Source organism: Mesorhizobium sp. CA8, from assembly GCF_020164955.1.
Taxonomy (GTDB): domain Bacteria; phylum Pseudomonadota; class Alphaproteobacteria; order Rhizobiales; family Rhizobiaceae; genus Mesorhizobium.
Genome location: NZ_JAIUHG010000005.1, coordinates 186539 through 211561, shown reverse-complemented (window position 1 = coordinate 211561; position 25023 = coordinate 186539). Strand labels below are relative to the sequence as shown.

General features: G+C 63.5%; 20 protein-coding genes, 2 tRNA genes and 1 pseudogene. 10 read left to right on the top strand and 13 right to left on the bottom strand.

The window, feature by feature from the left end; genetic code table 11:
• Positions 1-46 precede the first annotated feature (46 nt).
• Positions 47-613 (top strand): SIS domain-containing protein, encoded by a 567-nt coding sequence (locus tag LB553_RS08195; protein WP_224512192.1) that lies wholly within the window; start codon positions 47-49, stop codon positions 611-613.
• 3 nt (positions 614-616) lie between these two features.
• On the top strand, positions 617-1360 hold the full coding sequence (locus LB553_RS08190; protein WP_224512190.1) for a creatininase family protein: 744 nt from the start codon (positions 617-619) through the stop codon (positions 1358-1360).
• A gap of 43 nt (positions 1361-1403) precedes the next feature.
• Here LB553_RS08190 and LB553_RS08185 read toward each other — a convergent pair whose 3' ends face one another.
• From LB553_RS08185 to LB553_RS08175, 3 genes are all read right to left on the bottom strand, one after another.
• Positions 1404-2321, bottom strand: coding sequence for a carbohydrate ABC transporter permease (locus LB553_RS08185; RefSeq protein WP_224512188.1), 918 nt, complete (start codon positions 2319-2321; stop codon positions 1404-1406).
• An 8-nt stretch (positions 2322-2329) separates the two neighbouring features.
• Positions 2330-3445, bottom strand: a complete 1116-nt coding sequence (locus tag LB553_RS08180; RefSeq protein WP_224512186.1) for a carbohydrate ABC transporter permease — start codon at positions 3443-3445, stop codon at positions 2330-2332.
• A 195-nt stretch (positions 3446-3640) separates the two neighbouring features.
• Entirely contained in the window at positions 3641-5317 is a 1677-nt protein-coding gene (locus tag LB553_RS08175) for a sugar ABC transporter substrate-binding protein (RefSeq protein WP_224512184.1), read from the bottom strand.
• A gap of 276 nt (positions 5318-5593) precedes the next feature.
• Between LB553_RS08175 and LB553_RS08170 the strand changes: the two genes are divergently transcribed.
• From LB553_RS08170 to LB553_RS08155, 4 genes are all read left to right on the top strand, one after another.
• Positions 5594-6652, top strand: coding sequence for an ABC transporter ATP-binding protein (locus tag LB553_RS08170; protein ID WP_224512183.1), 1059 nt, complete (start codon positions 5594-5596; stop codon positions 6650-6652).
• A gap of 26 nt (positions 6653-6678) precedes the next feature.
• Positions 6679-7131, top strand: a complete 453-nt coding sequence (locus tag LB553_RS08165; RefSeq protein WP_224512182.1) for an RbsD/FucU family protein — start codon at positions 6679-6681, stop codon at positions 7129-7131.
• Positions 7132-7135: 4 nt separating this feature from the next.
• The gene (rbsK, locus tag LB553_RS08160; RefSeq protein WP_224512181.1) at positions 7136-8080 is read left to right on the top strand and encodes a ribokinase; all 945 of its coding nucleotides are present in this window, start codon (positions 7136-7138) and stop codon (positions 8078-8080) included.
• A 110-nt stretch (positions 8081-8190) separates the two neighbouring features.
• Positions 8191-8289, top strand: coding sequence for a putative RiPP precursor (locus tag LB553_RS08155; RefSeq protein WP_208648418.1), 99 nt, complete (start codon positions 8191-8193; stop codon positions 8287-8289).
• Between the two features lie 420 nt (positions 8290-8709).
• Here the strand turns inward: LB553_RS08155 and LB553_RS08150 are convergent.
• A tRNA-Asp gene (locus LB553_RS08150) sits at positions 8710-8786 on the bottom strand.
• A 218-nt stretch (positions 8787-9004) separates the two neighbouring features.
• On the opposite strand from LB553_RS08150, the gene LB553_RS08145 reads away from it, so the two are divergent.
• A tRNA-Val gene (locus tag LB553_RS08145) sits at positions 9005-9080 on the top strand.
• An 84-nt stretch (positions 9081-9164) separates the two neighbouring features.
• Here the strand turns inward: LB553_RS08145 and LB553_RS08140 are convergent.
• The 6 genes from LB553_RS08140 to LB553_RS08115 form a co-directional block, all read right to left on the bottom strand.
• Positions 9165-9701 carry a hypothetical protein gene (locus LB553_RS08140; protein WP_318011485.1) on the bottom strand — a complete coding sequence of 179 codons (537 nt, stop codon included), beginning with the start codon at positions 9699-9701 and terminating at the stop codon, positions 9165-9167.
• Between the two features lie 124 nt (positions 9702-9825).
• Positions 9826-10596, bottom strand: a complete 771-nt coding sequence (locus LB553_RS08135) for an SDR family NAD(P)-dependent oxidoreductase (protein WP_224512180.1) — start codon at positions 10594-10596, stop codon at positions 9826-9828.
• Between the two features lie 13 nt (positions 10597-10609).
• Positions 10610-11605 carry an ABC transporter permease gene (locus LB553_RS08130; RefSeq protein WP_224512179.1) on the bottom strand — a complete coding sequence of 332 codons (996 nt, stop codon included), beginning with the start codon at positions 11603-11605 and terminating at the stop codon, positions 10610-10612.
• 100 nt (positions 11606-11705) lie between these two features.
• On the bottom strand, positions 11706-12746 hold the full coding sequence (locus LB553_RS08125; RefSeq protein WP_224512178.1) for a sugar ABC transporter substrate-binding protein: 1041 nt from the start codon (positions 12744-12746) through the stop codon (positions 11706-11708).
• A 38-nt stretch (positions 12747-12784) separates the two neighbouring features.
• A complete protein-coding gene (locus LB553_RS08120) occupies positions 12785-13549 on the bottom strand; it encodes an ATP-binding cassette domain-containing protein (protein WP_224512177.1) in 765 nt (254 codons plus the stop codon).
• The gene (locus tag LB553_RS08115; RefSeq protein WP_224512176.1) at positions 13546-14712 is read right to left on the bottom strand and encodes an ROK family transcriptional regulator; all 1167 of its coding nucleotides are present in this window, start codon (positions 14710-14712) and stop codon (positions 13546-13548) included. Before LB553_RS08115 ends, LB553_RS08120 begins: the two co-directional genes overlap by 4 nt.
• A gap of 225 nt (positions 14713-14937) precedes the next feature.
• Between LB553_RS08115 and LB553_RS08110 the strand changes: the two are divergent.
• Positions 14938-16108: pseudogene (locus tag LB553_RS08110) on the top strand (M24 family metallopeptidase).
• A 170-nt stretch (positions 16109-16278) separates the two neighbouring features.
• Here LB553_RS08110 and LB553_RS08105 read toward each other — a convergent pair.
• Together LB553_RS08105 and LB553_RS08100 are read right to left on the bottom strand one after the other, a co-directional pair.
• Positions 16279-17559: a peptidoglycan DD-metalloendopeptidase family protein gene (locus LB553_RS08105; protein ID WP_224512175.1), complete on the bottom strand. Its 1281-nt coding sequence runs from the start codon at positions 17557-17559 to the stop codon at positions 16279-16281.
• A gap of 178 nt (positions 17560-17737) precedes the next feature.
• On the bottom strand, positions 17738-18205 hold the full coding sequence (locus LB553_RS08100; RefSeq protein WP_224512174.1) for a peroxiredoxin: 468 nt from the start codon (positions 18203-18205) through the stop codon (positions 17738-17740).
• Between the two features lie 95 nt (positions 18206-18300).
• On the opposite strand from LB553_RS08100, the gene LB553_RS08095 reads away from it, so the two are divergent.
• Positions 18301-21726 (top strand): DUF3971 domain-containing protein, encoded by a 3426-nt coding sequence (locus tag LB553_RS08095; RefSeq protein ID WP_224512173.1) that lies wholly within the window; start codon positions 18301-18303, stop codon positions 21724-21726.
• An 11-nt stretch (positions 21727-21737) separates the two neighbouring features.
• Here LB553_RS08095 and tyrS read toward each other — a convergent pair whose 3' ends face one another.
• Positions 21738-22991, bottom strand: coding sequence for a tyrosine--tRNA ligase (tyrS, locus tag LB553_RS08090; RefSeq protein WP_224512172.1), 1254 nt, complete (start codon positions 22989-22991; stop codon positions 21738-21740).
• A gap of 341 nt (positions 22992-23332) precedes the next feature.
• Between tyrS and LB553_RS08085 the strand changes: the two genes are divergently transcribed.
• Entirely contained in the window at positions 23333-24976 is a 1644-nt protein-coding gene (locus LB553_RS08085; protein ID WP_224512171.1) for an ArnT family glycosyltransferase, read from the top strand.
• Positions 24977-25023: the final 47 nt, after the last annotated feature.

The window sequence follows — 25023 nt, the reverse complement described above, 5'->3', positions numbered from 1 at the left end:
CGCAAATCGATAGACTCGCGATATTGTGCAGGCAGGGTGAGCCGTCATGACCAAAGCCGGATCCGGCATGTTCGCGACCGCGCTGAACGAGCTTGGCGCGGTGCTGGCGCGCACGGAAGAAGCTCGCATCGACGCCGCCTGCGCAATGCTGGCCGGCGCGGGCAAGATCGCCGTCTATGGCTGCGGCCGCGAGGCCCTGCAGGTGAAAGGCTTCGCCATGCGGCTCTACCATCTCGGCCTGCCGGTCTCGGTCGTCGGCGACATGACCACGCCGCCGCTCGGGCAAGGCGACCTCTTCCTGGCGAGTTCAGGGCCGGGCGAGACCACCACGGTGCTGACCTTGATGCGCGTTGCCCGCGATGCCGGCGCGAAGGTGCTGCTTTTGACGGCGGAACCGGAAAGCAGCGCCGCCAAGCTCGCCGACTTCACCCTGCTCATCCCCGCGCAGACGATGGCCAGCGACCAGGGTGCGGCAAGAAGCTCGTTGCTGCCGATGGGCTCGCTGTTCGAAGGCGCGCTGTTCCTTCTGTTCGAAATCATGGTGCTGAAGCTCCAGGCGCTGACCAATGCGACGCCGGAAGGGATGCGCGCCAGGCCCACCAACATGGAGTAGGAGATGCGCTACGAACTGATGCTGCCGCACCAGATCCGCAGGGCGATCGAGGAGAACTGGCCGGTCGTGCTGCCGCTCGGCGTGCTCGAATACCACGGCGAGCACATGGCGGTCGGCATGGACACGCTGGCCGTCGTCAAGACGGTGGAGCTGATCGAGAAGGAGAGGGACCTCGTCATCCTGCCGCCCTTCTATTACGGCGCGGCAAGCTATGCGGTCGCGGCGCCGGAAGGCAGCGGCTCGGTGCAGGTCGGCGGTCCGGCGCTTTCGCCCTTCGCGGAGGAATTGTTCTACGGCCTGCTGCGTATCGGCTTCCGCAACATCCACGCCATCATCCACCACCAGACCGAGAATTTCGCGGCCGGTATGCCGACCGATCTCGCCTTCAAGACCGCCGGCCGGCAGGCGATCTTCCGCTTCCTGGAAAAGGAGCGCGGCGAGGGCTGGTGGGGTTCCAACACCATGGCCAATTACTATGCCGGCCATGCGCAGGGCGAGAATGTCTTCAACTGGGTGCAGGTGCATCCGTTAATGCCGGCCGCCATGACCGGCAAATATCCGTTCGACCATGCCGGCATCGGCGAAACGTCGCTGATGCTGGCGTTGTGTCCCGAGGCGGTGGATGCCGGGCATTTCGAGGACAATACCAGCTGGTACACGAAGAGCGCGCCGGAAGCTTCGGCGGGCCTCGGCAAAATCGGCGTCGCCATGATCCTGGATCATCTAAGGTCGATCCTGGTGCGATAGGCGCGGTTTTTCCTTCTCCCACAAGGGGAAGGAAAGGCGCCGCCTACTTCACCGAGCCTGCCGTCATGCCCATGATCAGATAGCGCTCGAGCGCGATGCCGATGATGGCCAGCGGCGCGATCGCGGCGGTGGCCAAGGCCGCCATCGACCACCAGTTGATACCTTGCGAGCCGGTCTGGCTCGCCACCATGACGGGGATGGTCTTGGCATCGGTCGATGTCAGAAGCGCGGCGAAGAAATACTCGTTCCAGCACAGCACCATCGCCAAGATGAAGGCAGCGACCATGCCGGGCAGGGCGATCGGCATGACGATGCGGAAGAAGGCGCCCCAGATCGACAGCCCGTCGACCAAAGCCGCCTCCTCCAACTCGACGGGTATCGAGTTGAACTGGTCGCGCATGATCCAGATGACGATCGGCAGCACCATCAGCGTGTAGAGGAGCACGAGCCCGATACGGGTGTCGAGGAGCGCCACTTCCCGGTAGAGCACCAGGAAAGGCAGCGCCAGAACGACCGGCGGCAGGATCAGCTGCGACAGGAAGAAGAAGGAGATGTCCTCGTTCTTGAACCAGGCGAATTTGTAGCGGTAGCGGACAAGACCATAGGCGGCGAGGCTGCCGATGATGATGGCGAGGCTCGACGCGCCGACCGAGGTGATGACCGAGTTCATGAAACGTTTGAGGAATTCGTCGCGCACGGTCGATGTCTGGAAGATCGAATCCGGCGACAGGCCGAGCGAGCGCCAGCCCTTCCAGTCAGGTGTAAAGTCGACGAAGGGAATGAGATGGCCTTGGGTGACGTCGACCGCCGATTTGAACGAGGTGGTGATCGTCCAATAAATCGGGAACAGACAGACGAAAGCCCAGAAGATAAGCGCGCCATAGATGAAGACGCGGCTGGCGATGAAGGCCGCCCGCGAGCGGATTTCGGAAACGGTGTAGTCGGTGGTCTGGACGCTCATGATGCCGCTCAGTTGACGTTGCGCACGAAGCGACTGGCGAATTTCAGGAGCCAGGTCACGAACACGATGATGATGACCAGATAGGCCATGGCCAGCATGGTACCGTAGCCGACATTCGAGCGGTCGCGGTATTCGCGATAGATAAAGCTCGACACGGAATCGGTGGCGCCGCCGGGTCCGCCGGAGGTCAGGGTGATGATGATGTCCGCGAGCTTCAGCTTGAAGATGATGCGCAGGATCACCGCCGTCACCGATACCGGCAGCATCAGCGGGAAGGTGACCTGCCAGAAGGTCTGCCATGCCGTCGCACCGTCGACGCGGGCGGCTTCCAGCACCTCGCGCGACATCGCCTGCAGGCCGGCAAGCAGCATGATCATCATGAACGGGATGAAGGTCCAGGCATCGAGCATCATGATCGAGATGCGGGCGGTGATCGGATCGGAGAAGAAGGCGGGATTGTCCCAGCCGAGATGACGCGCCAGTGTCGCCGCCGGGCCGAACCGGTACTCCATCAGCGACTTGCCGACCATCCAGGACACGGCGACCGGCGACAGCATCAGCGGCAGCAGGAAGACGACGCGGAAGAATTTGCGGGCCCGAATCTGCGCATTGAGCAGCAGCGCCAGGCCGAAGGCGATGACATATTCGACCAGCACCGCAAGCACATAGAGCACCATGTTCAACAGCGCGTTGCGGTAATAAGGGTCGGCCAGCATCTGCCAGAAATTGTCGAGGCCGTTGAAACGGCGGCCTGAGAACGAGCTGAGGTTCCAGTCGGTCAGCGCGATGTAGAAGCCGAACAGCGTCGGGAAGATCACCATGGCGATGGTGAAGAGCAGGGCCGGCAAAAGGAACAGCGCGCGCTGCCCGTCCTCGCCGCGCGTCAGCACCTGCCAGGCGCCAAGCGCTGCGCCCCACAAGATGTAGGCGTAGACGACCGGGCGCCATGTGTCGAAACCGACCGTGGACATCTCGGTCTTGTAGAGGATCTGCACGACGATGATCGCCAGCAGGCCAAGCGTTGCAATGGCCAGCAGGCCCCAGCCGAGGCGCTTGCGGCCTGCCGGGATCAGGTCGGCCGGATGTGCCGGCCACGCATTCGCGGTCGAAATCTGCTCAGCCACGCCTCTCGCCTTCTAGAGCGCTTCACCGTTTCACGGAAACGGCGAACCGCTCTATCTCTTTGTTTTTACGCAATTCCGGACGGAAAACCGCTCACACTTTTCCTGGAATTGCTCTAACGCTTCAAACCGGCCGAGCCGGTAAAGATGCGGCCCGGTGACGATGTGCCACCGGGCCGCGACGTCTCATAAGCCAGCCTACATGCCGAGCGAGGCTTTGTAGAGCTTGATCTGGTTTTCGCGGCCGATCTGGTCGGTCAGCTTTTCCCAGGCCGCGGCGATGGCGTCGGCGCCTTCCTGCGCCTTCATCTTGCCGGCGAAGGTGTTGGCCAGGATGTCCTCGGCGGCTGAATAGTACTGGAAGATGCCGGGGATGCGTGGCTCGATCGCCGCGTTCGGATGGTTGTAGGAATCGCCTTCCGACTTGAGATAGGAGGTGATGAAGGCCTCGTCATAGCCGGCCGCAACCCATTCGGGAATGTTGAAATGGGAGTTGCGGTAGGGCTGGAAGCCCGACGGATACATCGCCGTCCAGATCGACAGGTCCTTGCCGCCGAGATGGGCGGCCGCCGACCACGCCGCCTTCTTCTTCTTTTCGTCGGAATCGACGCGGGCCATGACATAGACGCCCCAGCCGAGATAGGCGCAGTTGGGCGCATAGTTCGGGCCGCTGGCAAGCTTTTCCCACTTGCCGGTCTTGGAGTTGTAGACGTCGTCGGAGCCCGGCAGGATCGAGAAGCCGGTGACGTCGCCGATGACCGATGAGTCATTGGTCTTCACATTCGAGCCGACATCGCCCCACCAGGGGATCATCGAGCCGGTGCCGGCCAGGAACTGCTGGAAGGCGGTGGTGTTCGGATCGGCGTTGATCTGGTCGGCGGGCTCGGAGGGCAGGGCGTCGATGACGTCCTGGATGGCGCGCACCCAGGCCGGGTTGTTGATGCGCGGCTTCATCGTGTCGGCATCGAACAGCCAGGCCTTGTCGTCGGGATGCTTGGCATAGGCCGTGGCGCGGCTGCCGAGGAAATAGAAGCCGAAACCGCCCCAGGGCTTGGGCGCGTCGAGATAGCCATAGACGTCTTGGCCCTTGAACTTCTTGCCCTTGAGGAACTTGGTCACGGCCTGCACCTGTTGCCAAGTCTTGGGCACGCCCCACTCCGTCAGCCCTGCCTTGTCGCCGCTGTCGGCTTTCCAGGCCGCCGCCAGCTCGGAGTCGGAGAACACGTCGGTGCGGTAGTTGAAATTGTGCGCGTCGCCGTCGATCGTCACGCGATATTGCTTGCCGTTCCACGTGCCGACCGGGGGCTTCAGGTAATTGACGAGATCCTCGAAATCGATCTGCTTCTTGACCCAGTCGGGCATCTCGGAGGTCAGGCCCTTGCCGCAGACATCGCCTTCGAAGGGCGCGCCCATCTCGATGATGTCGAAGTCGACGGTCTTGGTTGCGATGGACTGCTGCAGGCGGGCGTTGTAGTCGGCCTGGGCAAGATCGATCCAACTGATCTTGGCGCCGGTATAGGCCTCCCATGGCTTCAGGAAGCCGCGGAACAGCACGTTGTGCAGGTTCTGGTTGTTGAGGCCCATGAAAGTGAGCTCGACACCGGCGAACTCGCCTTCCTTGACATTGGCCTTGGTCGCTTCGAGGCAGAGCTCGCCGACCTTCTGGAAGTCCGCATCGGTCGGCTGGCCCTTGCCGACGCCCGGAATCTGCAGGATTTTCGCGCGCACACTGTCGTCGGCGGCCGCAGGCTTCGTTAGTGCTCCGAGCCCGGCGCCGGAGGCGGCGGCGATTGCGGCCATGCTGGCCGCACCCTTCAGCACATCGCGGCGGCTCGCGCCGACGCGCATCAGTTTTTCATACAGATCGACTCTCATCTACAGGTTCCTCCCAGAACATCAGCGATTGAATTGAAGTGGCCAATCTCTCGGACGTCGAAACGCCTCACGGTTCTCCTCGATCATACCGGACGTGGGACCCCACCCTGCGTCGCCGGAGCTCCGATCTCAGGATAGCAGGCCTGCTCTCGGCACTCGCCACTATTCGCGTAATCGATTACCTTGTCAACAAGATTGGGTTTTTATCTATAAGATACCGACTTGCCGTTGCCGTTCGCAATGGCTAGCTTCACCGCAAACGATAAAGGGGAGACGATGGCTCAAGTCGCGATCAGCAGTGTGGCCAAGGCGTTCGGAACCGTCAAGGTCCTGCATGAGGTCAGCGTCGATATTGCCGATGGGCAGTTCGTCGTGCTGGTCGGCCCGTCGGGATGCGGCAAGTCCACGCTGCTCAGGATGGTGGCCGGGCTGGAGACGGTTTCCGGGGGCACGATCTCGATCGGCGACCGGGTCGTCAACAACCTGCCGCCGGCGAAGCGCGACATCGCCATGGTGTTCCAGAATTACGCGCTCTACCCGCACAAGACGGTGGAGCAGAACATGGCCTTCGCGCTGAAGCTGCGCGGCACCGATCCGGCCGTCGTCGCCCAACGGGTGAAGCGCGCCGCCGATATCCTCGACCTCGCGCCCTATCTCAAGCGCTACCCGCGCCAGCTTTCCGGCGGCCAGCGCCAGCGCGTCGCCATGGGCCGCGCCATCGTGCGCAATCCGCAGGTGTTCCTGTTCGACGAGCCGCTTTCCAATCTCGACGCCAAACTGCGCGTGCAGATGCGCACCGAGATCAAGGAACTGCACCAGCGGCTGAAGACCACAACCATCTACGTCACCCACGACCAGATCGAGGCCATGACCATGGCCGACAAGATCGTGGTGATGCGCGACGGCCGCATCGAGCAGGTTGGCGCGCCGCTGGAACTGTTCGACCGGCCGGCCAATCTGTTCGTCGCCGGCTTCATCGGCTCGCCGGCGATGAATCTGCTCAAGGGCACCGTGAAAAAGGGGGGGAAGCCCGTGATCGATATTGCAGGCTCGGCGTTTCCGATGCCGACCAATATCGCCGCGGCAGACGGCCAGGCCGTCGTTTATGGCGTGCGCCCCGAGCACCTGGAAATCCATCCCGACGGTGTCGCATCCACGATTTCGGTGGTCGAACCGACAGGCTCGGAGACGCTGGTGTTCGTACGGTTTGGCGAGGGCGAGATGGTGGCGCTGTTCCGCGAGCGCCACGACTTCAAGCCGGGCGATACGCTCAAGCTCAAACCGCGCCTCGACCAGGTCCACCTCTTCGACGCCGGGACCGGCAAGCGTCTCTGACCGCATCAACCCTTCAAGAGGAAACCATGCTCAAAGGGATCAATCCGCTGCTCAATGCCGATGTGCTCCAGGCGCTGCGGGCGATGGGCCATGGCGACGACCTGATCATCGCCGACACCAATTTCCCGTCCGATTCGGTGGCGCGACAGACGGTGCTCGGCAAGCTGTTGCGCATCGATGCGACGGCGGCGGAGGTGGTGAAGGCGGTGCTGTCGCTCTATCCGCTGGATACTTTCGTCGACGATGCGGCAGCGCGCATGGAGATCGTCGGCAAGCCGAATGAAATCCCGCCGGTACAGAAGGAAGTTCAGAGGGAGATCGACGCGGCCCAGGGCAAGCCCTGGCCGATGATCTCGATCGAACGCTACGCCTTCTACGAGCGCTCAAAGAAAGCCTATTGCGTGATCCAGACCGGCGAGCGCCGCTTCTATGGCTGCTTTGCCTTCCGCAAAGGCGTCGTGCCGCCGGACGCCGAGTAAGGACATGGCTACCGGCAAACCCGTCATCACGAAGCCTGTTGTGATCCTTGGCGTGTTCGTCGCCGACACCGCCTATCGCGCGGACCGCCAGCCGCGTCTGGGCGAGACGATCCTCGGCAATTCCTTCAAGCTCGGCCCGGGCGGCAAGGGCTCAAACCAGGCTGTGGCGGCAGGGAAACTCGGCGCCGACATCACCTTCCTGACCAGGCTCGGCGTCGATGCCTTCGCCGACATGGCGAAACAGACCTGGAAGGATGCAGGCGTGAATAGCGCCGTCATCGACACCCCGGACAGCTATACGGGCGCGGCCTATATCTTCGTCGAGGAAGGCACCGGCAACAACGCCATCATCGTCAGTCCGGGCGCGGCAATGCTGATCTCTCCGGCCGACATCGAGGCGCATGCCGGGCTCATCCGTTCCGCCGGCGTCTTCGTCACCCAACTCGAACAGCCGATCGATGCGGCCTTGAGGGCGCTGGAAATCGCGCGCGGGGCAGGGGTGACGACCATTCTCAATCCCGCGCCGGCCGCCAGCCTGCCCGACCGCATCTACGCGCTCTGCGACTATGTCACGCCCAACGAGACCGAGGCAGAAGGGTTGACCGGCATCAATGTCTCCTCAATCGACGACGCCCGCCGCGCCGCCGACGCGCTGCTCGCCAAGGGCGTCGGCACCGTCATCGTGACGCTGGGGGACAAAGGCGCGCTGCTGCACAGCAAGGACCGATCCGAACATGTCGGTGCGGTCAGTGCCGGTCCGGTGGTCGAGACCACGGGGGCGGGTGACGCGTTCAACGGCGGCCTCGCAGCCGCTTTGGCAAGGGGCGTCGAGCCGCTGGAGGCCGTGCGCTTTGCCTGCGCTGTCGCCGGCATTTCGGTGACGCGCCCCGGCACCGCGCCGTCCATGCCGACCCTCAAGGAGGTCGAGGCGCTGCTCGCCAAGGCCTGAGGCCTCCCGCCTTCCATTTTTCGAGACTTTTTTAGCGGCCCTTTATTGCGGAACGCAACTGAGGCGAGCGCGTTCAACGTCCTGTCGGCGCGCCGATTTGGAACGGTAGGATGAAAAAGCCTTACGAGAAGCCCACGCTTGTAAAGCGCCAGAAGCTCACCGAACGGACGGCCCAGATCGTCGCTTCGGGGGTTGTGCTGGGCGAATGATTTCCAAGGGACTGCGCTAAAGAATCCTGCTGGTCAGTTCCAACATCGTCGTCGCGCCTTGCTCGCAGCCGGGCATATGAACGACGCGGAGTACGTGCAGGGCCCTGTTTGATCCTTCGACCGGTATCGACAAGCTTCGCCGACCCGCGGCAATTCCTGGAAGGCAAGCTCGTCGACATCCCCCTCGTCGTCGAGTCGAAATTCAACATCTCACACCCATCTGATCTCTCCCGTTTTTCGCCCGAGGGCTGACGCGACACGGTTGGAATGGTTCCGGGATTAAAGGCCTGGAGCGGACTTACGTTCTACTCGGCGCGGTACGAGCCGCCGACGATTACCGGCACGAAGGCCGCAAATTACTCGGCCAGGAACGCAAAGCTAAACGTCTTTGGAGGGAAAGGGCCTAAGCCCTTGAAAAGATGGCGCGAGTGACGGGGCTCGAACCCGCGACCTCCGGCGTGACAGGCCGGCACTCTAACCGACTGAGCTACACCCGCGCACTGACGAGCACGTGTCAGGCGTGTTCGTCGATGGGGCGGTGGATAAGGGGTTCGCCCGCGGGTGTCAAGCGCGGCATTCACGCATTACAGCAATCAGGAGAAGGTTTTTTGACAGCGGCGCCGAGGCTGGGGAAATCCGCACCGCGACAGGCGCGCCTCTTATTCATTTGGCCTTGCGAATGCGGCCCTAACTGCTTAAAGGTCCGCGCTCAAGCGGGCGATTAGCTCAGTTGGTAGAGCGCTTCGTTTACACCGAAGATGTCGGCGGTTCGAGCCCGTCATCGCCCACCAGCCTGCCGGACAAGCCGAAACGGAATGCGGCGACGGCCCTTGCTGGGGCCGCCACCTTATTGCGCGCGCCGGGTTCAGGCGCAGTTACTGCCTGACGTAGCAGCGTTTGCGAGCGCCGGGGGCGGGATCATCATCAAAGGCGTCGTTGCCGCATCTGACACCGTTCCTGAAAACATCCTGCGTGTACTGGCCACGTGCGCCGTATCTGACCATCGCGCGGCCGCGGAAATCGCAGAACTCACCCTCCCTGGCGCAGGCGACCCATTCGCCACGGTAGGGGCGGGAGCCGTAATCGTCGTCTCCGTAATTGTCGTCATCGCCATAGCCGCCACGCGCCACGAAATAACAGGCTTTTTCGCGGCCGGGGGCAGGGTCGCCAAACAGGCGATTCGAGCAGGGGACGGACCGACGGTCGAAAAACCGCGAGGTTGTTCGACCACGCGCGCCGTAAATCACCTCCGTGGGATAGGGCAAGCGGCATATGCCGCCTTCATTGGCGCATCGCCGCAGCTGCTGGGCCGAGGCGGTGGCGGGGAAAAGGGCGGTGGCGGTCGCCGCCAAGCCGACGAAGCAAATGACTGCCAACGCCATTCGGATCAAGAAAATTGGGGTTTTTGACACGATACGTCCTCCGTGCGATTCAGGCTCATCATGCTACAGCAGACCGGTTGAATAGGCGATGAACGAGCCGGTCATTGCAGCGGCTGTCACCCCAAAGGTGGACGGGCGCCGGAGTTGCAGCGAATCACGACGGTGTCAGGCGGAAATCCTGGCCTTCCGGCAGGAGCTGGCCGCCATCGACGACAATGGTCGTACCGGTTATATAGCTGGCGTCGTCCGAGGCCAGGAACAGGAAGGCGTTGGCGACGTCGCGCGGCGTACCAAGGCGGCCGAGCGGCACGGCGTCCTCCATGCTCTTGATGAACGCGGCATCGCGATGCAGCTTCATGCCTTCGGTCAGGATGTTGCCGGGCTCGACGCCGTTGACGGTGATGCCATAGCCGGAAAACTCCAGAGCCGCGGAACGGATGAAGCCGTTGATGCCGGCCTTGCTGGCGGAATAGTGACCGTGGCCGGGGCTGCTCACCTGTGGGCCGGTAATCGAGGATGTGAAGAGCATGCGGCCGCTCTGCTGTGCCCTCATCGGTGTCAGGGCGGCGCGGGCGGCGTTGAAAGTGCCGCGCAAATTAACCGCCATGACGCGGTCCCAATCGTCGGGACTGGTGTTCTCGATTAATTGCCAGGGGTAGATGCCGGCGTTCTGGACAATGATGTCGAGGCGGCCATGGCGCTCCAGCGCCAATGCCACAACGGCTTCCGCGTCGGCCATCCTCGAGATGTCGGTGTGGATGAAAGCGGCGCCGAGCTCATCGGCGCTCGCCTGGCCGGCCTCGGCCTCGCTGTCAGCGAGCACCAGCCTTGCGCCTTCCTCGGCAAAGCGCTGGGCTATGCCCTTGCCGATGCCGCGCGCGGCGCCGACGATCGCTGCCACCTTGCCTTCGATGCGTCCGGTCATGCGAGCGGTCCTGTCATGCGAGTTTTTGACGAATGGTTTGCTTGAAAGCGTCCAGCAGCACGGCCGCTAGCACCAGCAGACCATGGATGACCTGGGTGAAGTTAGCCGGCAGGCCCATCAGGTTGATGGCCGTGTTGATGGCCGACAGCAGCAACACGCCGGCGTAAACCCCTGGTAGTGTGCCGACGCCGCCCTTCAGGCTGACGCCGCCGATGACGACGGCGGCGAACGCGTTGAAGAGGAGCCCGACGCCGAGATTGGCGGTGGCGCCGGAGGTGCGGATGGCAAGCAGCCAACCGGCAAGCCCGGCAATGGCGCCGGCGAGCACGAAGGCCACGATCAGGTTGCGGTTGACGCAGATACCGGCGCGGAAGGTCGCCGTCTCGTTGCCGCCGATCATCACCAGATGCCGGCCGAAAGGCGTCTTGGCCAGGATCAAGGAAAAGATGACGAAGCAGGCGACCGCGATCCACGCGGTGAGGGGCAGACCGGCAAGGCGCTGGATGCCGAACCAGCGGATCGCGGGGGCGAGGTCCTGTGCGGAGCGGCCGCCGGAGATGACCAGCACGAGGCCGCGCACCCAGATGTAGGAAGCAAGCGTGATGATGAAGGCGCTCATCTTCAATCTGACGATGAGGAGCCCGTTGATGACACCGATGATCGCGCCCACCGCCAGCGCGATGGCGAGCGATACCGGCACCATCAGCCAATCCGGATGCAGTTGCACGCCGAGGCCTATGCCGGACGAGCAGAACATAATGCCGACCGCCATGGCGCTGAGCGCGGCGACCGATTCGACCGAAAGGTCCATGTGGCCGGCAATGATGACCAGCGCCAGCCCGATCGACATGACGCCCAGTACGCTCGAAGCCTCGACGATGTTGGCGAAAATGCCGAGCTGGAAGAAGTTCGGAATGAACATCGAGAACACCGCCAGCACGAAGACCAGCATGAACCAGACGAGATTGTCGAGAACGAGCTCGAGACTATGGCGAGTGCGCGGACTCATGGGGCGATCCGGTTGGCGTCAGGACGGATGCGCGACCGCTTCTGCGCGGACGCACCGCAAGGCCCCGGGCCACGGCGGCCCGGAGCTCTGCTGGGAAAGCCTATTCGACGGACTTGACCGTATCCGTCGGCGGCTTCTGGTTGCCCCAGAAGGCAGGATTGTCGACGTTTGTCTTGGTGATCGCGGCGCCCGGGATCTTGATGTTGGGTCCCCAGGCTTCCTTGGTCACCACCGACTTCAGGCCGAGCACGTCGTAGTCACCGGGCTTGATCTCCTGCTTGTTGGCGACCTTATCCATGAACATGGCGACGGCTGCGGCCTGCGCGTAAAGCGGCTGCTCGACCTCGACATTCAGCCAGCCCTTCCGGATGAGGTCGAGGCCGACCGGCGCGCCGTTCGAGCTCATCAGCATGACATCGCCCGGCTTCTTGCCGGCGGCTTCGAGCGATGCGACCGCGGCGACCGAGAGGTGGGCGGCATGGCTGAAGATCAGGTCGATGTCTGGATTGGCCAACATCTGGTCGGCGACGATGGTGCCGGCATTGCTCGCTTCCCATTGCATGGCCGGCAGCGAAATGATCTTGACGTCCGGAAACGCCTTCATTTTCTCCTCGAAACCCTTCTGGATGTCGAGCGTGTAGGGATCGCCCGGATCGCCGAGCACCTGGAGGATCTTGCCCTTGACCGAGCCGTTTTTGGCCTTCAGCAGGGCCTCGGCCTGATCGGCCGCGATGTGGCCGATCTCGACCGTGCCTGCGACCGAGGTGAAGTCGGACGGCGTTGCGGTGATCTGGCGGTCGAACTCGACCACCGGGATGCCGGCAGCGCGGGCGGCTTCAACGGATGGCTTCAACGCGTTGAAATCGACCGCCGCGAGGATGATCGCCTTGGGCTTCAGCGCGATAACGTCATTCATTTGCGATTGCTGAGCGTCGGTCTTGTTGTCCGCGTTCAGCGTTTTCATCTCATAGCCGACCTGCTTCAGGAACAGTTCCAGAGCGCTCACCGAGCCGGTCTGGAATTCGTCAAGCAATGTCGGCACCAGGTAATAGACGGTACCCTTGGACTGGGCGAATGCCGGCGTTAGCGTGGCAATGGCCAGTGCCAGGATACCGAAGACAGAAAGTAGCAGTCGCTTCATGTCGTTCGCTCCTCTTGCGCCGGACCCCTCATTGTTTCTCAACCCGCCGGTCCGGCACCGGCGAGCGTCTCCCCGGTGATCATGTTGATCACCGCGTCGGGACTTGTCTTGTTGCGGGCAACGTCACCGGCCACGACGCCATGGCGGATCACCACGATCCGGTCGGCGACCTGGAAGGCCTGCTGCATGATGTGGGTGATGATGACGACGCCGATACCCTGCCTCGCCACCTGGCGGATCATGTCGAGGCCGCGACGGGTCTGTTCGACGCCGAGCGCGGCGAAGGGCTCGTCGAGCAGCACCAGCTTGCCGCCCCAATGGACGAAGCGGTTCAGCTCGATCGCCTGCCGCTGGCCGCCCGAGAGATGCTCGACCTTGGTGCGCAGCGAAGGAATACGCGTGCCGGCATTGGCCAGCGCCTTGCCGACCACCGCTTCCATCGCGCGCTCGTCGAGGACCGGAACGCCCAGCACCTTGCGGGTGATCTCGCGTCCCATGAAGAAGTTGGCTACGACATCGACATTGGTGCAGAGCGAAAGGTCCTGGTAGACGGTTTCGATGCCGGCGGCCTTGGCCTCAGCCGGAGACCTGGCGAGGAATTCCTTGCCTTCGAACAGCATGCGGCCCGAGGTCGGTTCGAGTCCGCCTGCGATGATCTTGACCAGCGTCGACTTGCCGGCGCCGTTGTCGCCGAGAAGGGCCACAACCTCGCCGCGTCCGATCGAAAAGCTGATGCCGCGCAGCGCCTGGATGGCGCCGTAGTTCTTAGCGACGTTGTCGAGGACCAGAAGCGGTTCGCTCATGCTGCGATGTCTCCACCCTTCAAAAGGTCGCCATCGCGCTGCCGCTTGGCGGTGAAGATTTGGCCGAAGCGCGGGGAAAGCACGCCCGCAACGGCAAGCGCCGCCGCTCCGCGCAGCACCGCGTGCTGGCCACCTTGCGCCAGCAGGATACGCGGTGTGGTGCGATCCTTGCGCGCCGAAACCGAATTCAGCAGCGGCTCCAGCGATGCCGCCAGCCGTTCAAGCAGGCCAGGCGAGGCCAATCCGCCAAGGACGATGGTTTCGGGATCGAAGAGGTTCTCGATGATGGCGATCGCGTTGCGGAATACGGGCGCGACCTCGGCCACCCAGCCGGCATCGTCGCCGCTCCAGCGGCTTCGCGCGTCCAGCGAAATATAGCGTTCGAGGCAGCCGCGATTGCCGCAGGGGCACGGCTCGCCGCCCGGAACGACGGGGATATGCCCGATCTCGCCGGCATTGCCCCAGGCGCCGCGCAAGACGCTGCCATCATGCAGCATGGCGCCGCCAAGACCGACGCCGAAATATAGATAGTAATATTCGGAATGCTTGGCGCCGAAACCATAGAGGCGTTCGCCCATGGCGGCGGCCGCCATGTCGTTTTCGAAGAAGGCCGGCAGGCCGGTGGCTGCCGACAGCCGCTCGCGTAGCAAAACGTCCCGCCAGCCAACCATGGTCGTCGGGCCGACAAAGCTCATGGGTTCGACACCGAACGGGCCAGGAAGCGCCATGCCGATGCCGATGACGCGGCTGCCCGGGCGACGCCCTGTCATTTCGGCGACCATGGCGCCGATTGCTTCGAACGCGTCATCGGGAGCGGCATTGGGCGCGCTGCGGTGCGCACCCTCTACCACGTCGCCGCTGAGGTTGATCAGCGCCGCGTCGATGCCGAGCGGAGTGAGGTGGATGCCGACGGCATATCCGCCGTCTGGGTTGATGCGCAGCCTCGCCGGCGGCAGGCCACGACCCTTCGGCTCCTCGCGAACCGACAGGATGTAACCTTGTTCCTCCAACTCGCGAACGATGGTCGAAACGGTCTGGACTGTCAGTCCAACATGCCGGGCGATATCGCCGCGCGCGATGGGGCCGAAGCGGCGGATGGACTCAAGTACGATGCGCCGGTTGTACGGCCGCCCGAATTCCTGATTGGTCCCCCGCAACGCCATGGCTTGCGCATCCCATCCCTGCGGCAAGACTTGCAGAGAAAATCTATTCAGTCAAATGGAATTCAAAAAACCCACCGCGATCACCAAGGTGGCTTAAGCCAAGCCGGGCTAGGCCATGCTTGTGCATTGTCCTGGCCGATTGCCGGCCGTCAAAACCATCGCGATGGTGGGCGGAGGGGAAGCCGCGGCTCGCCCCCGATCAGATAGGTCCGGCGAGGAGAAAAGATGATTGAACTGCCTTTTGCCCGCGAAGAGTACCAGCGGCGGCTCGGAAAAATCCGCGCCGAGATGGCCATGCGCGGCATCGAACTACTGATCGTCAACGACGTCGCCAACCAGCATTACATCACCGGCTATGACGGCTGGTCGTTCTACACGCCACAGGTGGTGCTTGTTCCGATCGAGGAGGTCGAGCCGGTCTGGATCGGCCGCGCCATGGATGCGGCCGGCGGGTTGCTGACGGCCTGGATGAAGCCGGAAAACATCGTCGGCTTCCCGGAAGACCATGTGCAGCGCGCCGACCGTCATCCCATGGACTGGGTCGCGGCGTGGATCGTCGCCAAGGGCTGGGGCAGCCGCCATATCGGCATCGAGCTCGAAGCCTACTATTTCTCGCCGAAGGCGCATGCGCGGCTCGTCGCCGGATTGCCCGATGCGACATGGCATGATGCCGATCTGCTCGTGAACTGGATCCGCGCGGTGAAATCAGCGCCGGAAATCGCCTATCTGCGCAACGCGTCGAGGCTGGCGCAAGCGGCTGTTGCGCGAGCCTACGAAGTCATTGCGCCGGGCGTGCGCGAATGCGACGCGATCGCTTCCATCCAGGCGGCGCAGATCGCCGGCAGCCCGGATTTCGCCGGCGATATCACGGCGCTGCCGCCGCGGCGGCGAAAATGCTTCCGCGCCGCACATCATGTGGAGCGACCGGCGGTTCGGAAAGGACGAAACGATCGCGCTCGAGCTTGCCGGCGTCTGCCGCCGCTACGCTGCGGGACTTGCCAGGACCATGCAACTCGGCAAGACGCCGACCCGCGTCGCGGACACGGCAAAGGCGGTGATCGAAGGCATGGATGCGGTGCTCGATGCGGTGCGGCCGGGCACGACCGCCGAAGCGGTCGAAGCCGCGTGGCGCAAGGTCATAGAGCGTCACGGGCTGAAGAAGGAATCGCGCATCGGCTATTCCATCGGCGTTGCTTATCCGCCGGATTGGGGCGAGCATACGATCAGCCTGAGGCCGGGTGACAAGACGGTGCTGCAACCCGGCAATGTCGTTCATTCCATCCTGGGCATGTGGATGGACGGCTGGGGTATCGAGATCAGCGAGACCATTCTGGTGACCGATACCGGCAACGAGACGCTGACGAAGTTCCCGCGGGATGTCCATGTCAACGCCTGACCGGCCGGAGGTCGGATCGGTTTATCCGCTCACCACGCCAAGTTCCGTATCGACGAGGCCGCGTTGAAGAACGGCGTCCTTACTTTGGTTCGGCGGCAACGATGTATCTGGCAGGGCAGGAGAATCCCGGCGCTTAGCGAATTCGCGGGCGCCGGTGCTGGATCAGCCGGTCAAAGATACTGCGCGACCTTCTTGCCGACGGTCAGGAAGCGCAGCGGGTCGATCGCCTCGCCGTCGTGGCGCACCTCGTAGTGCAGGTGCGGACCGGTCGAGCGGCCGCTGCTGCCGGTCTTGCCGATGACGTCGCCGGCGACAAGCTTCTGGCCGACGCTCACATCGATCTCGCTCAGATGCCCATAGCGTGTGGCAAAGCCGTTGCCATGGTCGACCTCGACCATGCGGCCGTAGCCGCCGGCCCAGCCGGCCCTGGTGACGGTGCCAGCGGCGGTGACCTTGGCCGGCATGCCGATCGGCGCCCTGAAATCCATTCCCGTATGCAAGGCGGCGCTGCCCAGGATCGGGTCGGTGCGCACACCGAACGGGCTGGTCACCGTATGGCCCGGCGCCGGGTTGGCGAGCGGCAGCTTGCTCGCCTCTTTCTTGACCTCGTCGAGCGCATCTAGCGCCTCGTCCAGCTCCTTGACCTTGCTGTCGAAAACCATCGAGGGATCGAGCGGAACCAGCGGGCCGCCGACATCGCTCTTGTCAAGCTCGCTGTCGACCGGCAGGCCGGCCGCTTCCAGTGCCTGGGCGATGGCATCGGCATTCTTATAGGCGTTGTCGGCAAGCGTGGTGATGCGCGAAAGCTGCTGGTTCTCGATGGCCTTGAGCGACGCATTGATCGAGACGAACAGCTTGTCGGCGCGGTCGGCGGCCGTTTCGCCGTCGAGCGGATCGGACCTTGTCGACCAAAGCGAGAAGGGCCGTGTGTCGCCAGCACTCAAGGATGCGACGGAATAGGCCGGCGCCTGCGAGAGGCTGCCGGTGACCTCAGCGTGCTCGTCGGGATTGGGTGCCGCTGCGCCCGTTGCAGGTGGGTCGCCGACCTCGTTCTCGGCGCGTTCAAGGATCGGGCCAAGCCGCCCATGGCGCTCGCTGAGCTGGGTCTGCCTGGCCAGCAACTCGCTGACCTTGGTTTCCATCAGCTGCTGGTCGAGAAGCTGGCGGCTTGTGATGCGGTCGACCTGGGCACGAAGGGCCGAGATGCGGTCCTCATAGGCCTGCTGCATGCGCGCCTGCCTGGCCGTCGTGGCGCCGATCAGGTCGTCGCGCAGCACCAGATAGGACGTCGCGAGCAGATAGCCGATGGCGATCGCCGCCAGGGCCGAGCCGATGAAGGCGGCGAGCCAGGGGCGGATGGTGAAATGCTTGATCTCATTGCCCCGGGCAATGATGACCGTATGCGGTTCCTTGCGCTTGCCGAAGACCGCTGACTGACCGGTTTGTTTCACGGGACCGAGCTTTCATTACGGAACCAACGACAAGCTCGACTACACATTATTAAGGTTAACAAAGTTTTGCCGGCCGCAATATCGGCGCAACCAATTCGCGCCTTGCGGGTGGCCGGTTGCGACAGAGATGAGGCCGACGAGCGGCCGGCGATCGCGAAAAGCCACACGCGCTCCCGTTTCAGAGCGCGCGCACGGCCTCGAGCACCGCTTCGGCATGGCCTTTGACGCGAACCTGGCGCCAGATGCGGGCGATGCGACCGTCCTTGCCGATCAGGAAGGTGGCGCGCTCGACGCCCATATATTTGCGCCCGTACATCGTCTTCTCGACCCACAAATGATAGGCCTCGATCACCTTGCGCTCCTCGTCGGCGACGAGATCGACGGTGAGATCGTACTTCGCCTTGAATTTGTCGTGTTTCTTGACGCTATCGGGCGATAGACCGATCACCACTGCACCGGCCTTTTCGAATTCCGGCTTCAACTGCGAGAAGCCGATCGCCTCGTTGGTGCAGCTTGTGGTGTCGTCCTGCGGATAGAAGTAGAGTACAACCGGCTTGCCCCGGAGCGCAGCAAGGCTGATGGAGCCCCCGCCGTCACGCGGGAGATCGAACTGGGGTGCTGCGTCGCCCACGTCGAGATCAGCCATATCGATGCCCTTGTTAGCGGTTACGCGCGGGAAATCATCGATATAACGTGAAGCGGGGATTCGTCCACGACGAGTTCGTCACAACGGAATATTGCTTGGATCGGGAAGAACCGCAGCACGAGAAGATCAGGTTCAGGCGTGACGAGATCACCGACCTGGCGATGCTTCCGTCCGCGTGCAGCGTGCCGCCGCTGGGCCGGGCAGCCGTGCGGCGGCGTTTCCGCATGCTCGGTCGCGTGTTTGCCGGGTTTTGCGCGCTAGTGCTTCTGGCCGCGGCAGGCGTCTATGTCCTCGGGGCCTCGGGCATAGGCACGGAGCGCCTCCGAGCCGAGGCGGAGACCGCCATCGAGAAGCTGGCGGGCGTCGACGTCGACGTCGCCGTCGGCGCGGCGCGACTGACGCTCGACGGGTCGAGCTTCGTTGCCCTGCAGGTGAACGACGTCAGCCTGAAGACGGCCGACGGCAAGCCGATGGCCGATATCGGGCGCGTGCGTTTCGGCATGCGCCTGCTGCCGCTGCTTTCCGGCGATGTCCGGCTGACCGCCGCCAGATTTTCCGATGCTCATATCGTGGTGGCCGCAATGCCCTCCGGCGGAGGCGACTGGACGGCGGCGTTGCGCAACGAGAACGGCCTTATCGACCCGGAGAAAGTGTCGGCGGCGGTGTTTTCAGGCGTCAATGACGCGCTGGATGCCGTGCGCGAGGACTCGATGCGCCAGATCGATCTGCGCAATGTCGAGTTCGAGCTGCCGGACACCGGGCCGGTCAAGCGCGTGACCGTCGCCTCGGCGACCATCGCGCAAACCGGTACGGGAAGCATGCAGTTCTCGTACGATGCCGATGTCGACGGCCGGCACGCGACGTTGATCGCCTCGGCGACGCGCGATGCGACAGCAAAACGCATTTCGTCGCTGGACGCCAATCTCGAGATAGCCGGCCCCTCCGGCGGGAACAGTTCGACAGGACTCGGCCCGGCGGCCGACGGCGCTAAACTGGGTTCGATCGCGTTGAAGCTCTCGGGCTCGGAAGCATCGGGCGACAACCCTTCGCGCCTGGCGGCATCACTCTCGCTCAACGGTTCTGTGCTCGACTTGGACGAACGCGGGCTGTTGCCGACCGATGTCGATGCCGATGCCACGCTGGTGGCCGGTTCGAACAAGATCTCGGTCGACCGGCTGCTGATCAGAAGCGGCCGCTCCAGCTTCGACTTTGCCGGATCGATCGGACCGAAGCCGGCAGCCGCGGGGGAGGAGCCTGCCTACCGCTATGATCTCACCAGCGACGGCTCGATGCTGGCGCCCTCGGAATCGCCGGAACCGGCACTTCAATTCCTGGCCCGTATCGCCGGCGTCTACCAGCCGAGGAGCCGCAAGCTTGTCGCTGAGCAGATCGGCGTGCGCTCGGGCGGACCGGGCGAGGTGCTGGGGGCCGCCACGGTCGCCTTCATCGACAACGGTCCTCCAGGAGTATCGCTGTCGCTCAACGTTCACGACATGCCGGTCTCGCATGTCAAGCAATTGTGGCCGTGGTTCTCGGCCCGCAACGCGCGGCTTTGGGTGCTGGGCAACCTGTTCGGCGGCACGGTGACCGATGCCAACCTGCAGTTCCAGGTCGCGCCGGGGCGCTTGGGCAACGGCGTGCCGCTTACCGGCGACGAAGTGTTCGGCCGTTTCCGGGTCGAAGGATCGCGCTTCGATACCGCCGGGCGCATCCCGCCGGTCCGTGACGCCGTCGGCGTCGTTGGGTTCCACGGCAACGATGTCGACATCGCGCTCTCCTCCGGCAGCGTCTATATGCCGAGCGGCCGCACCGTGGCGGCAAGCGGCGGCACGTTGACGATCAAGAACGCCAATTTGCCGATTGTGGTTGGCGGGCTCGACATCGACGTTGCGGGTGAGGCCCCGGCTATCGCCGAGCTTGCCTCCTACGAGCCGATCAACGCCATGCGCCATGTCGGATTGGCACCCGAGGATCTGTCCGGCACCGTCACCGGCCATGTCAGGGCGGACATTCCGCTGACGAAGGGCATGGATACCTCGAAGCTCGATTGGCTGGTTTCGCTCGATTATCAGGATCTGTCGTTGGCCAAGCCTTTCGAGGACCAGACGGTCACCGACGCCACTGGCTCGATCACCGTCGGGCCGAAGCAGGCGGTGATTTCCGCCGAGGCCAAGCTCAACGGCATTCCGGCCGAGCTCGATCTGGTCGAGCCGCTAGCCGACGACGGGCCGGCGCGAAGCCGCAAGGTTACGCTGGTTCTCGATGACAAGACGCGCAATGCCAGCATGCCTGGACTGTCGGACCTGCTTTCGGGAACCATCAAGGTGGCGATCGACAAGAGCGGCCAGGGCGCCCAGCAGGTTTCGGCGGACCTGACCAATGCCAGGCTCGACATTCCCTGGGCCGGCTGGAGCAAGGGCGCCGGCATTCCCGCCAAGGTCGCTTTCAACATGGCAAAGTCCGGCAGCACCACCACGCTGTCGGATTTCGATCTCGGCGGAAAAAGCTTTTCGATCGACGGCAATGTGACGTTGGTCAACGGGACGTTGTCAACGGCCCGCTTCAGCAAGGTTTCGTTGAACCGGGGCGACGACGTCGCCGTTTCGGTGAAGCGCTCCGGCAAGAGTTATGCCGTCAACGTCAGCGGCGCGTCGCTCGACGCCCGCTCGCTGATCAAGCAGTTCACCTCGGATGTCGACACCGCGACAAAGGGCGCGGGCAGCGATGCCGTCTCGGTGAGGGCCGACGTGGCATCGCTGACCGGCTTCCACGACGAGGTGCTCTCCAATCTCAGGCTCGAATACAGCGCCGCCGGATCGCGCGTGAACGGGCTCAACGTCACGGCCGCGGCAAGCTCCGGCGCGGCGATCGCGATCAACAACACCACAAGCGAAGGCGGCCGCGTGCTCAGGGTGAAATCTGCCGATGCCGGCGCCATCCTGCGGTTCCTCAACGTCTACGAGCATATGGAGGGCGGCGCGATCACGCTGTCGCTCTCGGGCGCCGCCGACGGGCCGATGAAGGGACAGGTGGATGCGCGCAACTTCTATGTGGTCAACGAGCCAAAGCTGGCCTCGATCGTATCGACGACTCCGGCCGGCGATACACGCAGCCTGAACCAGGCCGTCAAAAGCAACATCGACACGTCCAGGGTGCAGTTCGAGCGCGGCTTCGCCGAGATCGATAAGGGTTCCGGCTATTTGAAACTGGCGAACGGCCTGTTGCGGGGCCCGCGCATCGGCACGACTTTCCAGGGCACGCTCTACGATGCGAACAACAACATGGATATGACCGGCACCTTCATGCCGGTCTATGGTCTCAACCGTATCTTCGGCGAACTGCCGTTGTTCGGGCCGCTGCTCGGCAACGGGCGTGACCGCGGCCTGATCGGCGTCACCTACCGTTTGCGCGGCAACGCCAACAAGCCGACGCTTAACATCAATCCGCTATCGGTGGTCGCGCCAGGCATATTCCGCTCGATCTTCGAGTACAGGCAGCAACCGTCCCAAAGTGGGCAGTAAGCCGCGGCCGATCAGATCGGCCGGACCAGCACGTGTTTCTTCTTGCCGAGCGAAAGCTTCACGACGCCTTCCGGGCCGAGATCCTGAAGCGTGACGACGCGGCGGTCGTCGGTCAGGGGCTGGTCGTTGATGCGCACGGCGCCGCCCTGGACATGCCGGCGCGCTTCGCCGTTCGAGCCGGCAAGCCCGGCGCTTACGAACAGCACCAGAATGCCGATGCCGGCTTCGAGGTCCGATTTGGCTACTTCGATGCTGGGCAGAGTGTCGGCGAGCGCGCCTTCCTCGAAAGTCTTGCGCGCCGTCTCGCTTGCGGTCTCGGCCGCGTCGCGGCCATGCAGCATGGCGGTGATCTCGGTCGCGAGGATCTTCTTCGCCTCGTTGATCTCCGAGCCGCCGAGCTTTTCAAGGCGCGCGACCTCGTCGAGCGGCAGGGTCGTGTAGAGCTTCAGGAAGCGCCCGACATCGGCGTCCTCGGTGTTGCGCCAGTACTGCCAGAATTCGTAAGGCGAGAGCATGTCGCCATCGAGCCAGACGGCGCCCGAGGCCGATTTGCCCATCTTGGCGCCGGACGAGGTGGTGAGCAGCGGCGTGGTCATCGCGAAGAGCTGCACGCCCTCCATGCGGTGGCCGAGATCGATGCCGTTGACGATGTTGCCCCACTGGTCCGAACCGCCCATCTGCAGCCGGCAGCCGACGCGCTTGTAGAGCTCGACGAAGTCGTAGGCCTGCAGGATCATGTAGTTGAATTCGAGGAAGGACAGCGACTGCTCGCGGTCGAGCCTGAGCTTCACGCTATCGAAGGCGAGCATGCGGTTGACGGAGAAATGCCGGCCGACATCGCGCAGGAAGTTGACGTAGTTGATCTGCATCAGCCAGTCGGCGTTGTTGACCATGACCGCGTCGCCCGGCCCGCTGCCGAATTTCAGGTAAGGCGCGAAATTCCGGCGAATGCCGACGAGATTGTCTTCGATGTCCTTAGGAGTGAGCAGCTTGCGCGCCTCGTCCTTGAAGGACGGGTCGCCGATCATTGACGTGCCGCCGCCCATCAGCGCGATCGGCCGATGACCGGTCTGCTGCAGCCAATGCAGCATCATGATCTGGATCAGCGATCCGGCATGCAGGCTATTGGCGGTGGCGTCGAAGCCGATATAGGCGCTTACCGTTTCCTTGGCGAAAAGCTGGTCGAGGGCCGATTCATCCGAAATCTGGTGGATGAAGCCGCGCTCGCTCATGATGCGCAGGAAATCGGATTTGAAGGCGGACATTTGTTCTTCCTGGAGGTCGCCGGGCACTTGGCCGTGCTTGATATGAAGGCGCGCGTTTAGCATTCGCGGGCGATCAGCAAAAGTGATTTCCGGTTTTGCGTCCGATCGCCCGCCAAACGAAAGACCGCGATCAGCAAAAGTGGTTTCGGGCTTTGCGTCCGATCGCCCGCCAAACGAAAGACCGCTATCAACAAAAGCGGTTTCCGGTCGTGGGGTCCTCAGGTGAAGCCGCATATCCTTGCTTCGTCCTTTTTGCTGGCGTAATGAGGCGCCGCGCAAAGACAGGCGCAATGCGCCGCGACGGGGCCATCCCGCAGTTTCAGATCGGACGAGCTCCCGCGATGAACAGGAACTACCTCTTCCTCTTTCTGTTCAGCATCGTCATGACCGTCAGCGGGCTGGCCAGCCTGCCGCCGGTCGACCGCGATGAATCCCGCTTCGTCCAGTCGACGAAGCAGATGGTCGAGACCGGCGATTATGTCGATATCCGCCTGCAGGATGTCACGCGCTACAAGAAGCCGATCGGCATCTACTGGCTGCAGTCGGCCGCCGTGGCGTTGAGCGGCGAGGGGGCCGCGGCGCCGATCTGCGTCTATCGCCTGGTCTCGATGCTGGGCATCGCGCTCGCGGTCGTCGGCATCGGCTGGACCGGGACGAAACTCTTCGGCGCCAATGCCGGGCTGGCCGCCGGCCTGATGATGGCGGCGATCTTCGCCACCGCCTTCGAGGGGCGCGACGCCAAGACCGATGCCATACTGCTTGCCTGCTGCGTGATGGCGCAAGGCGCGCTGGCGCAGGTCTATTGGGCAGCCAAGCGCAACGAACCGGTTCCGGGGCATCTGCCGTGGATCTTCTGGATCGCGCAAGGCTTCGGCATCCTCATCAAGGGCCCGGTTTCGCCGCTACTGTCGCTGCTGACCGCCGCTGCGCTTTTTGCCTTCGACCGCGATTGGCGCTGGCTCCTCAAGATGAAGCTGGTGCGCGGCGTCCTGATCGTGCTGGCGATCGTGTTGCCGTGGCTCATTCTCATCACCTGGAAGAGCGGCGGCGCCTTCTTCCAAGAAGCGGTCGGCAAGGACATGCTGAACAAGGTGGCGCAGGGCGAGGAATCGCACGGCCTGCCGCCCGGCTTCTACATGCTGACCTATTCGCTGTTCATGTGGCCCTTCGGGCTGATCGCGGTCGGCGCCGGGCTCCAGGCCATCAACCGTCTTTGGGACGATCCGCGCCTGCGCTTCTGCCTGGCCTGGTATATCCCGTTCTGGCTGGTGTTCGAGGCGATCCCGACCAAGCTGCCGCATTATGTGATGCCTGCCTATCCGGGCATGGCGCTTCTGGTCGGCTGGCTGCTCACCTTGCCGGTGGACAAGGCCAACGCGCCGCTGAAGCGCTGGCAGACATGGCTGTGGTGGGCGACTGCCTTCGGCCTTGCCGTGGTGGCGATCGGCCTTGCCGTGGTCTGTCTCGGCGCGCCGCTTTATCTGACAAAGACCTTCTCCTGGTGGAGCATACCGGCAGCGATCGCCGCTCTTGTCACCGGCTATCTTGCCTTCCCCAAACAGCTGCAGGTGCCGCTTCCGCGCATTGCCGCGATCGCGATCGGCGCCGGCATTACCTTCAGCCTGCTGTTCGGCGTCATTGCGCCGTCGCTGAAGCCGATCTGGCTGAGCCCCGGCGTCAAGACCGCCGTCGACGCCAACCGGCTCTGCGACACCACGGTGCTCGCCTCGGCGAAATTCCAGGAGCCGAGCCTGGTCTTCCTAGTCGGCACCAAGACCGTGCTTACCGATGTCGAGGGGGTGGCGCGGCATCTGCTCAACGATCCATCCTGCGCGCTTGGGCTGGCGCCGATCAAGGACGAGCAGAAGCTTGCCGATGTGCTGACCGCCCAGGGCAAGTCGGTGAAGCGGCTGACCGAAATTGACGGCATCAACTATTCGTCAGGAGACAAGCTTTCGCTCGGCCTTTATCGAGTGGCGCCGTGATGAATAGTGTCGGACATCGAATGTCCCTATAAGCACGCGCTGAAGCC

What these genes read in the sequence shown, in the direction of transcription:
- LB553_RS08085 (WP_224512171.1), top strand. Translation starts at nt 23,333, where the DNA reads ATGAACAGGAACTACCTCTTCCTCTTTCTGTTCAGCATCGTCATGACC.
- LB553_RS08135 (WP_224512180.1), bottom strand. Translation starts at nt 10,596, where the DNA reads ATGACCGGACGCATCGAAGGCAAGGTGGCAGCGATCGTCGGCGCCGCG.
- LB553_RS08100 (WP_224512174.1), bottom strand. Translation starts at nt 18,205, where the DNA reads ATGGCTGATCTCGACGTGGGCGACGCAGCACCCCAGTTCGATCTCCCG.
- LB553_RS08195 (WP_224512192.1), top strand. Translation starts at nt 47, where the DNA reads ATGACCAAAGCCGGATCCGGCATGTTCGCGACCGCGCTGAACGAGCTT.
- LB553_RS08155 (WP_208648418.1), top strand. Translation starts at nt 8,191, where the DNA reads ATGAAAAAGCCTTACGAGAAGCCCACGCTTGTAAAGCGCCAGAAGCTC.
- LB553_RS08170 (WP_224512183.1), top strand. Translation starts at nt 5,594, where the DNA reads ATGGCTCAAGTCGCGATCAGCAGTGTGGCCAAGGCGTTCGGAACCGTC.
- LB553_RS08120 (WP_224512177.1), bottom strand. Translation starts at nt 13,549, where the DNA reads ATGAGCGAACCGCTTCTGGTCCTCGACAACGTCGCTAAGAACTACGGC.
- LB553_RS08125 (WP_224512178.1), bottom strand. Translation starts at nt 12,746, where the DNA reads ATGAAGCGACTGCTACTTTCTGTCTTCGGTATCCTGGCACTGGCCATT.
- LB553_RS08165 (WP_224512182.1), top strand. Translation starts at nt 6,679, where the DNA reads ATGCTCAAAGGGATCAATCCGCTGCTCAATGCCGATGTGCTCCAGGCG.
- LB553_RS08185 (WP_224512188.1), bottom strand. Translation starts at nt 2,321, where the DNA reads ATGAGCGTCCAGACCACCGACTACACCGTTTCCGAAATCCGCTCGCGG.
- rbsK (WP_224512181.1), top strand. Translation starts at nt 7,136, where the DNA reads ATGGCTACCGGCAAACCCGTCATCACGAAGCCTGTTGTGATCCTTGGC.
- LB553_RS08190 (WP_224512190.1), top strand. Translation starts at nt 617, where the DNA reads ATGCGCTACGAACTGATGCTGCCGCACCAGATCCGCAGGGCGATCGAG.
- tyrS (WP_224512172.1), bottom strand. Translation starts at nt 22,991, where the DNA reads ATGTCCGCCTTCAAATCCGATTTCCTGCGCATCATGAGCGAGCGCGGC.
- LB553_RS08115 (WP_224512176.1), bottom strand. Translation starts at nt 14,712, where the DNA reads ATGGCGTTGCGGGGGACCAATCAGGAATTCGGGCGGCCGTACAACCGG.
- LB553_RS08130 (WP_224512179.1), bottom strand. Translation starts at nt 11,605, where the DNA reads ATGAGTCCGCGCACTCGCCATAGTCTCGAGCTCGTTCTCGACAATCTC.
- LB553_RS08175 (WP_224512184.1), bottom strand. Translation starts at nt 5,317, where the DNA reads ATGAGAGTCGATCTGTATGAAAAACTGATGCGCGTCGGCGCGAGCCGC.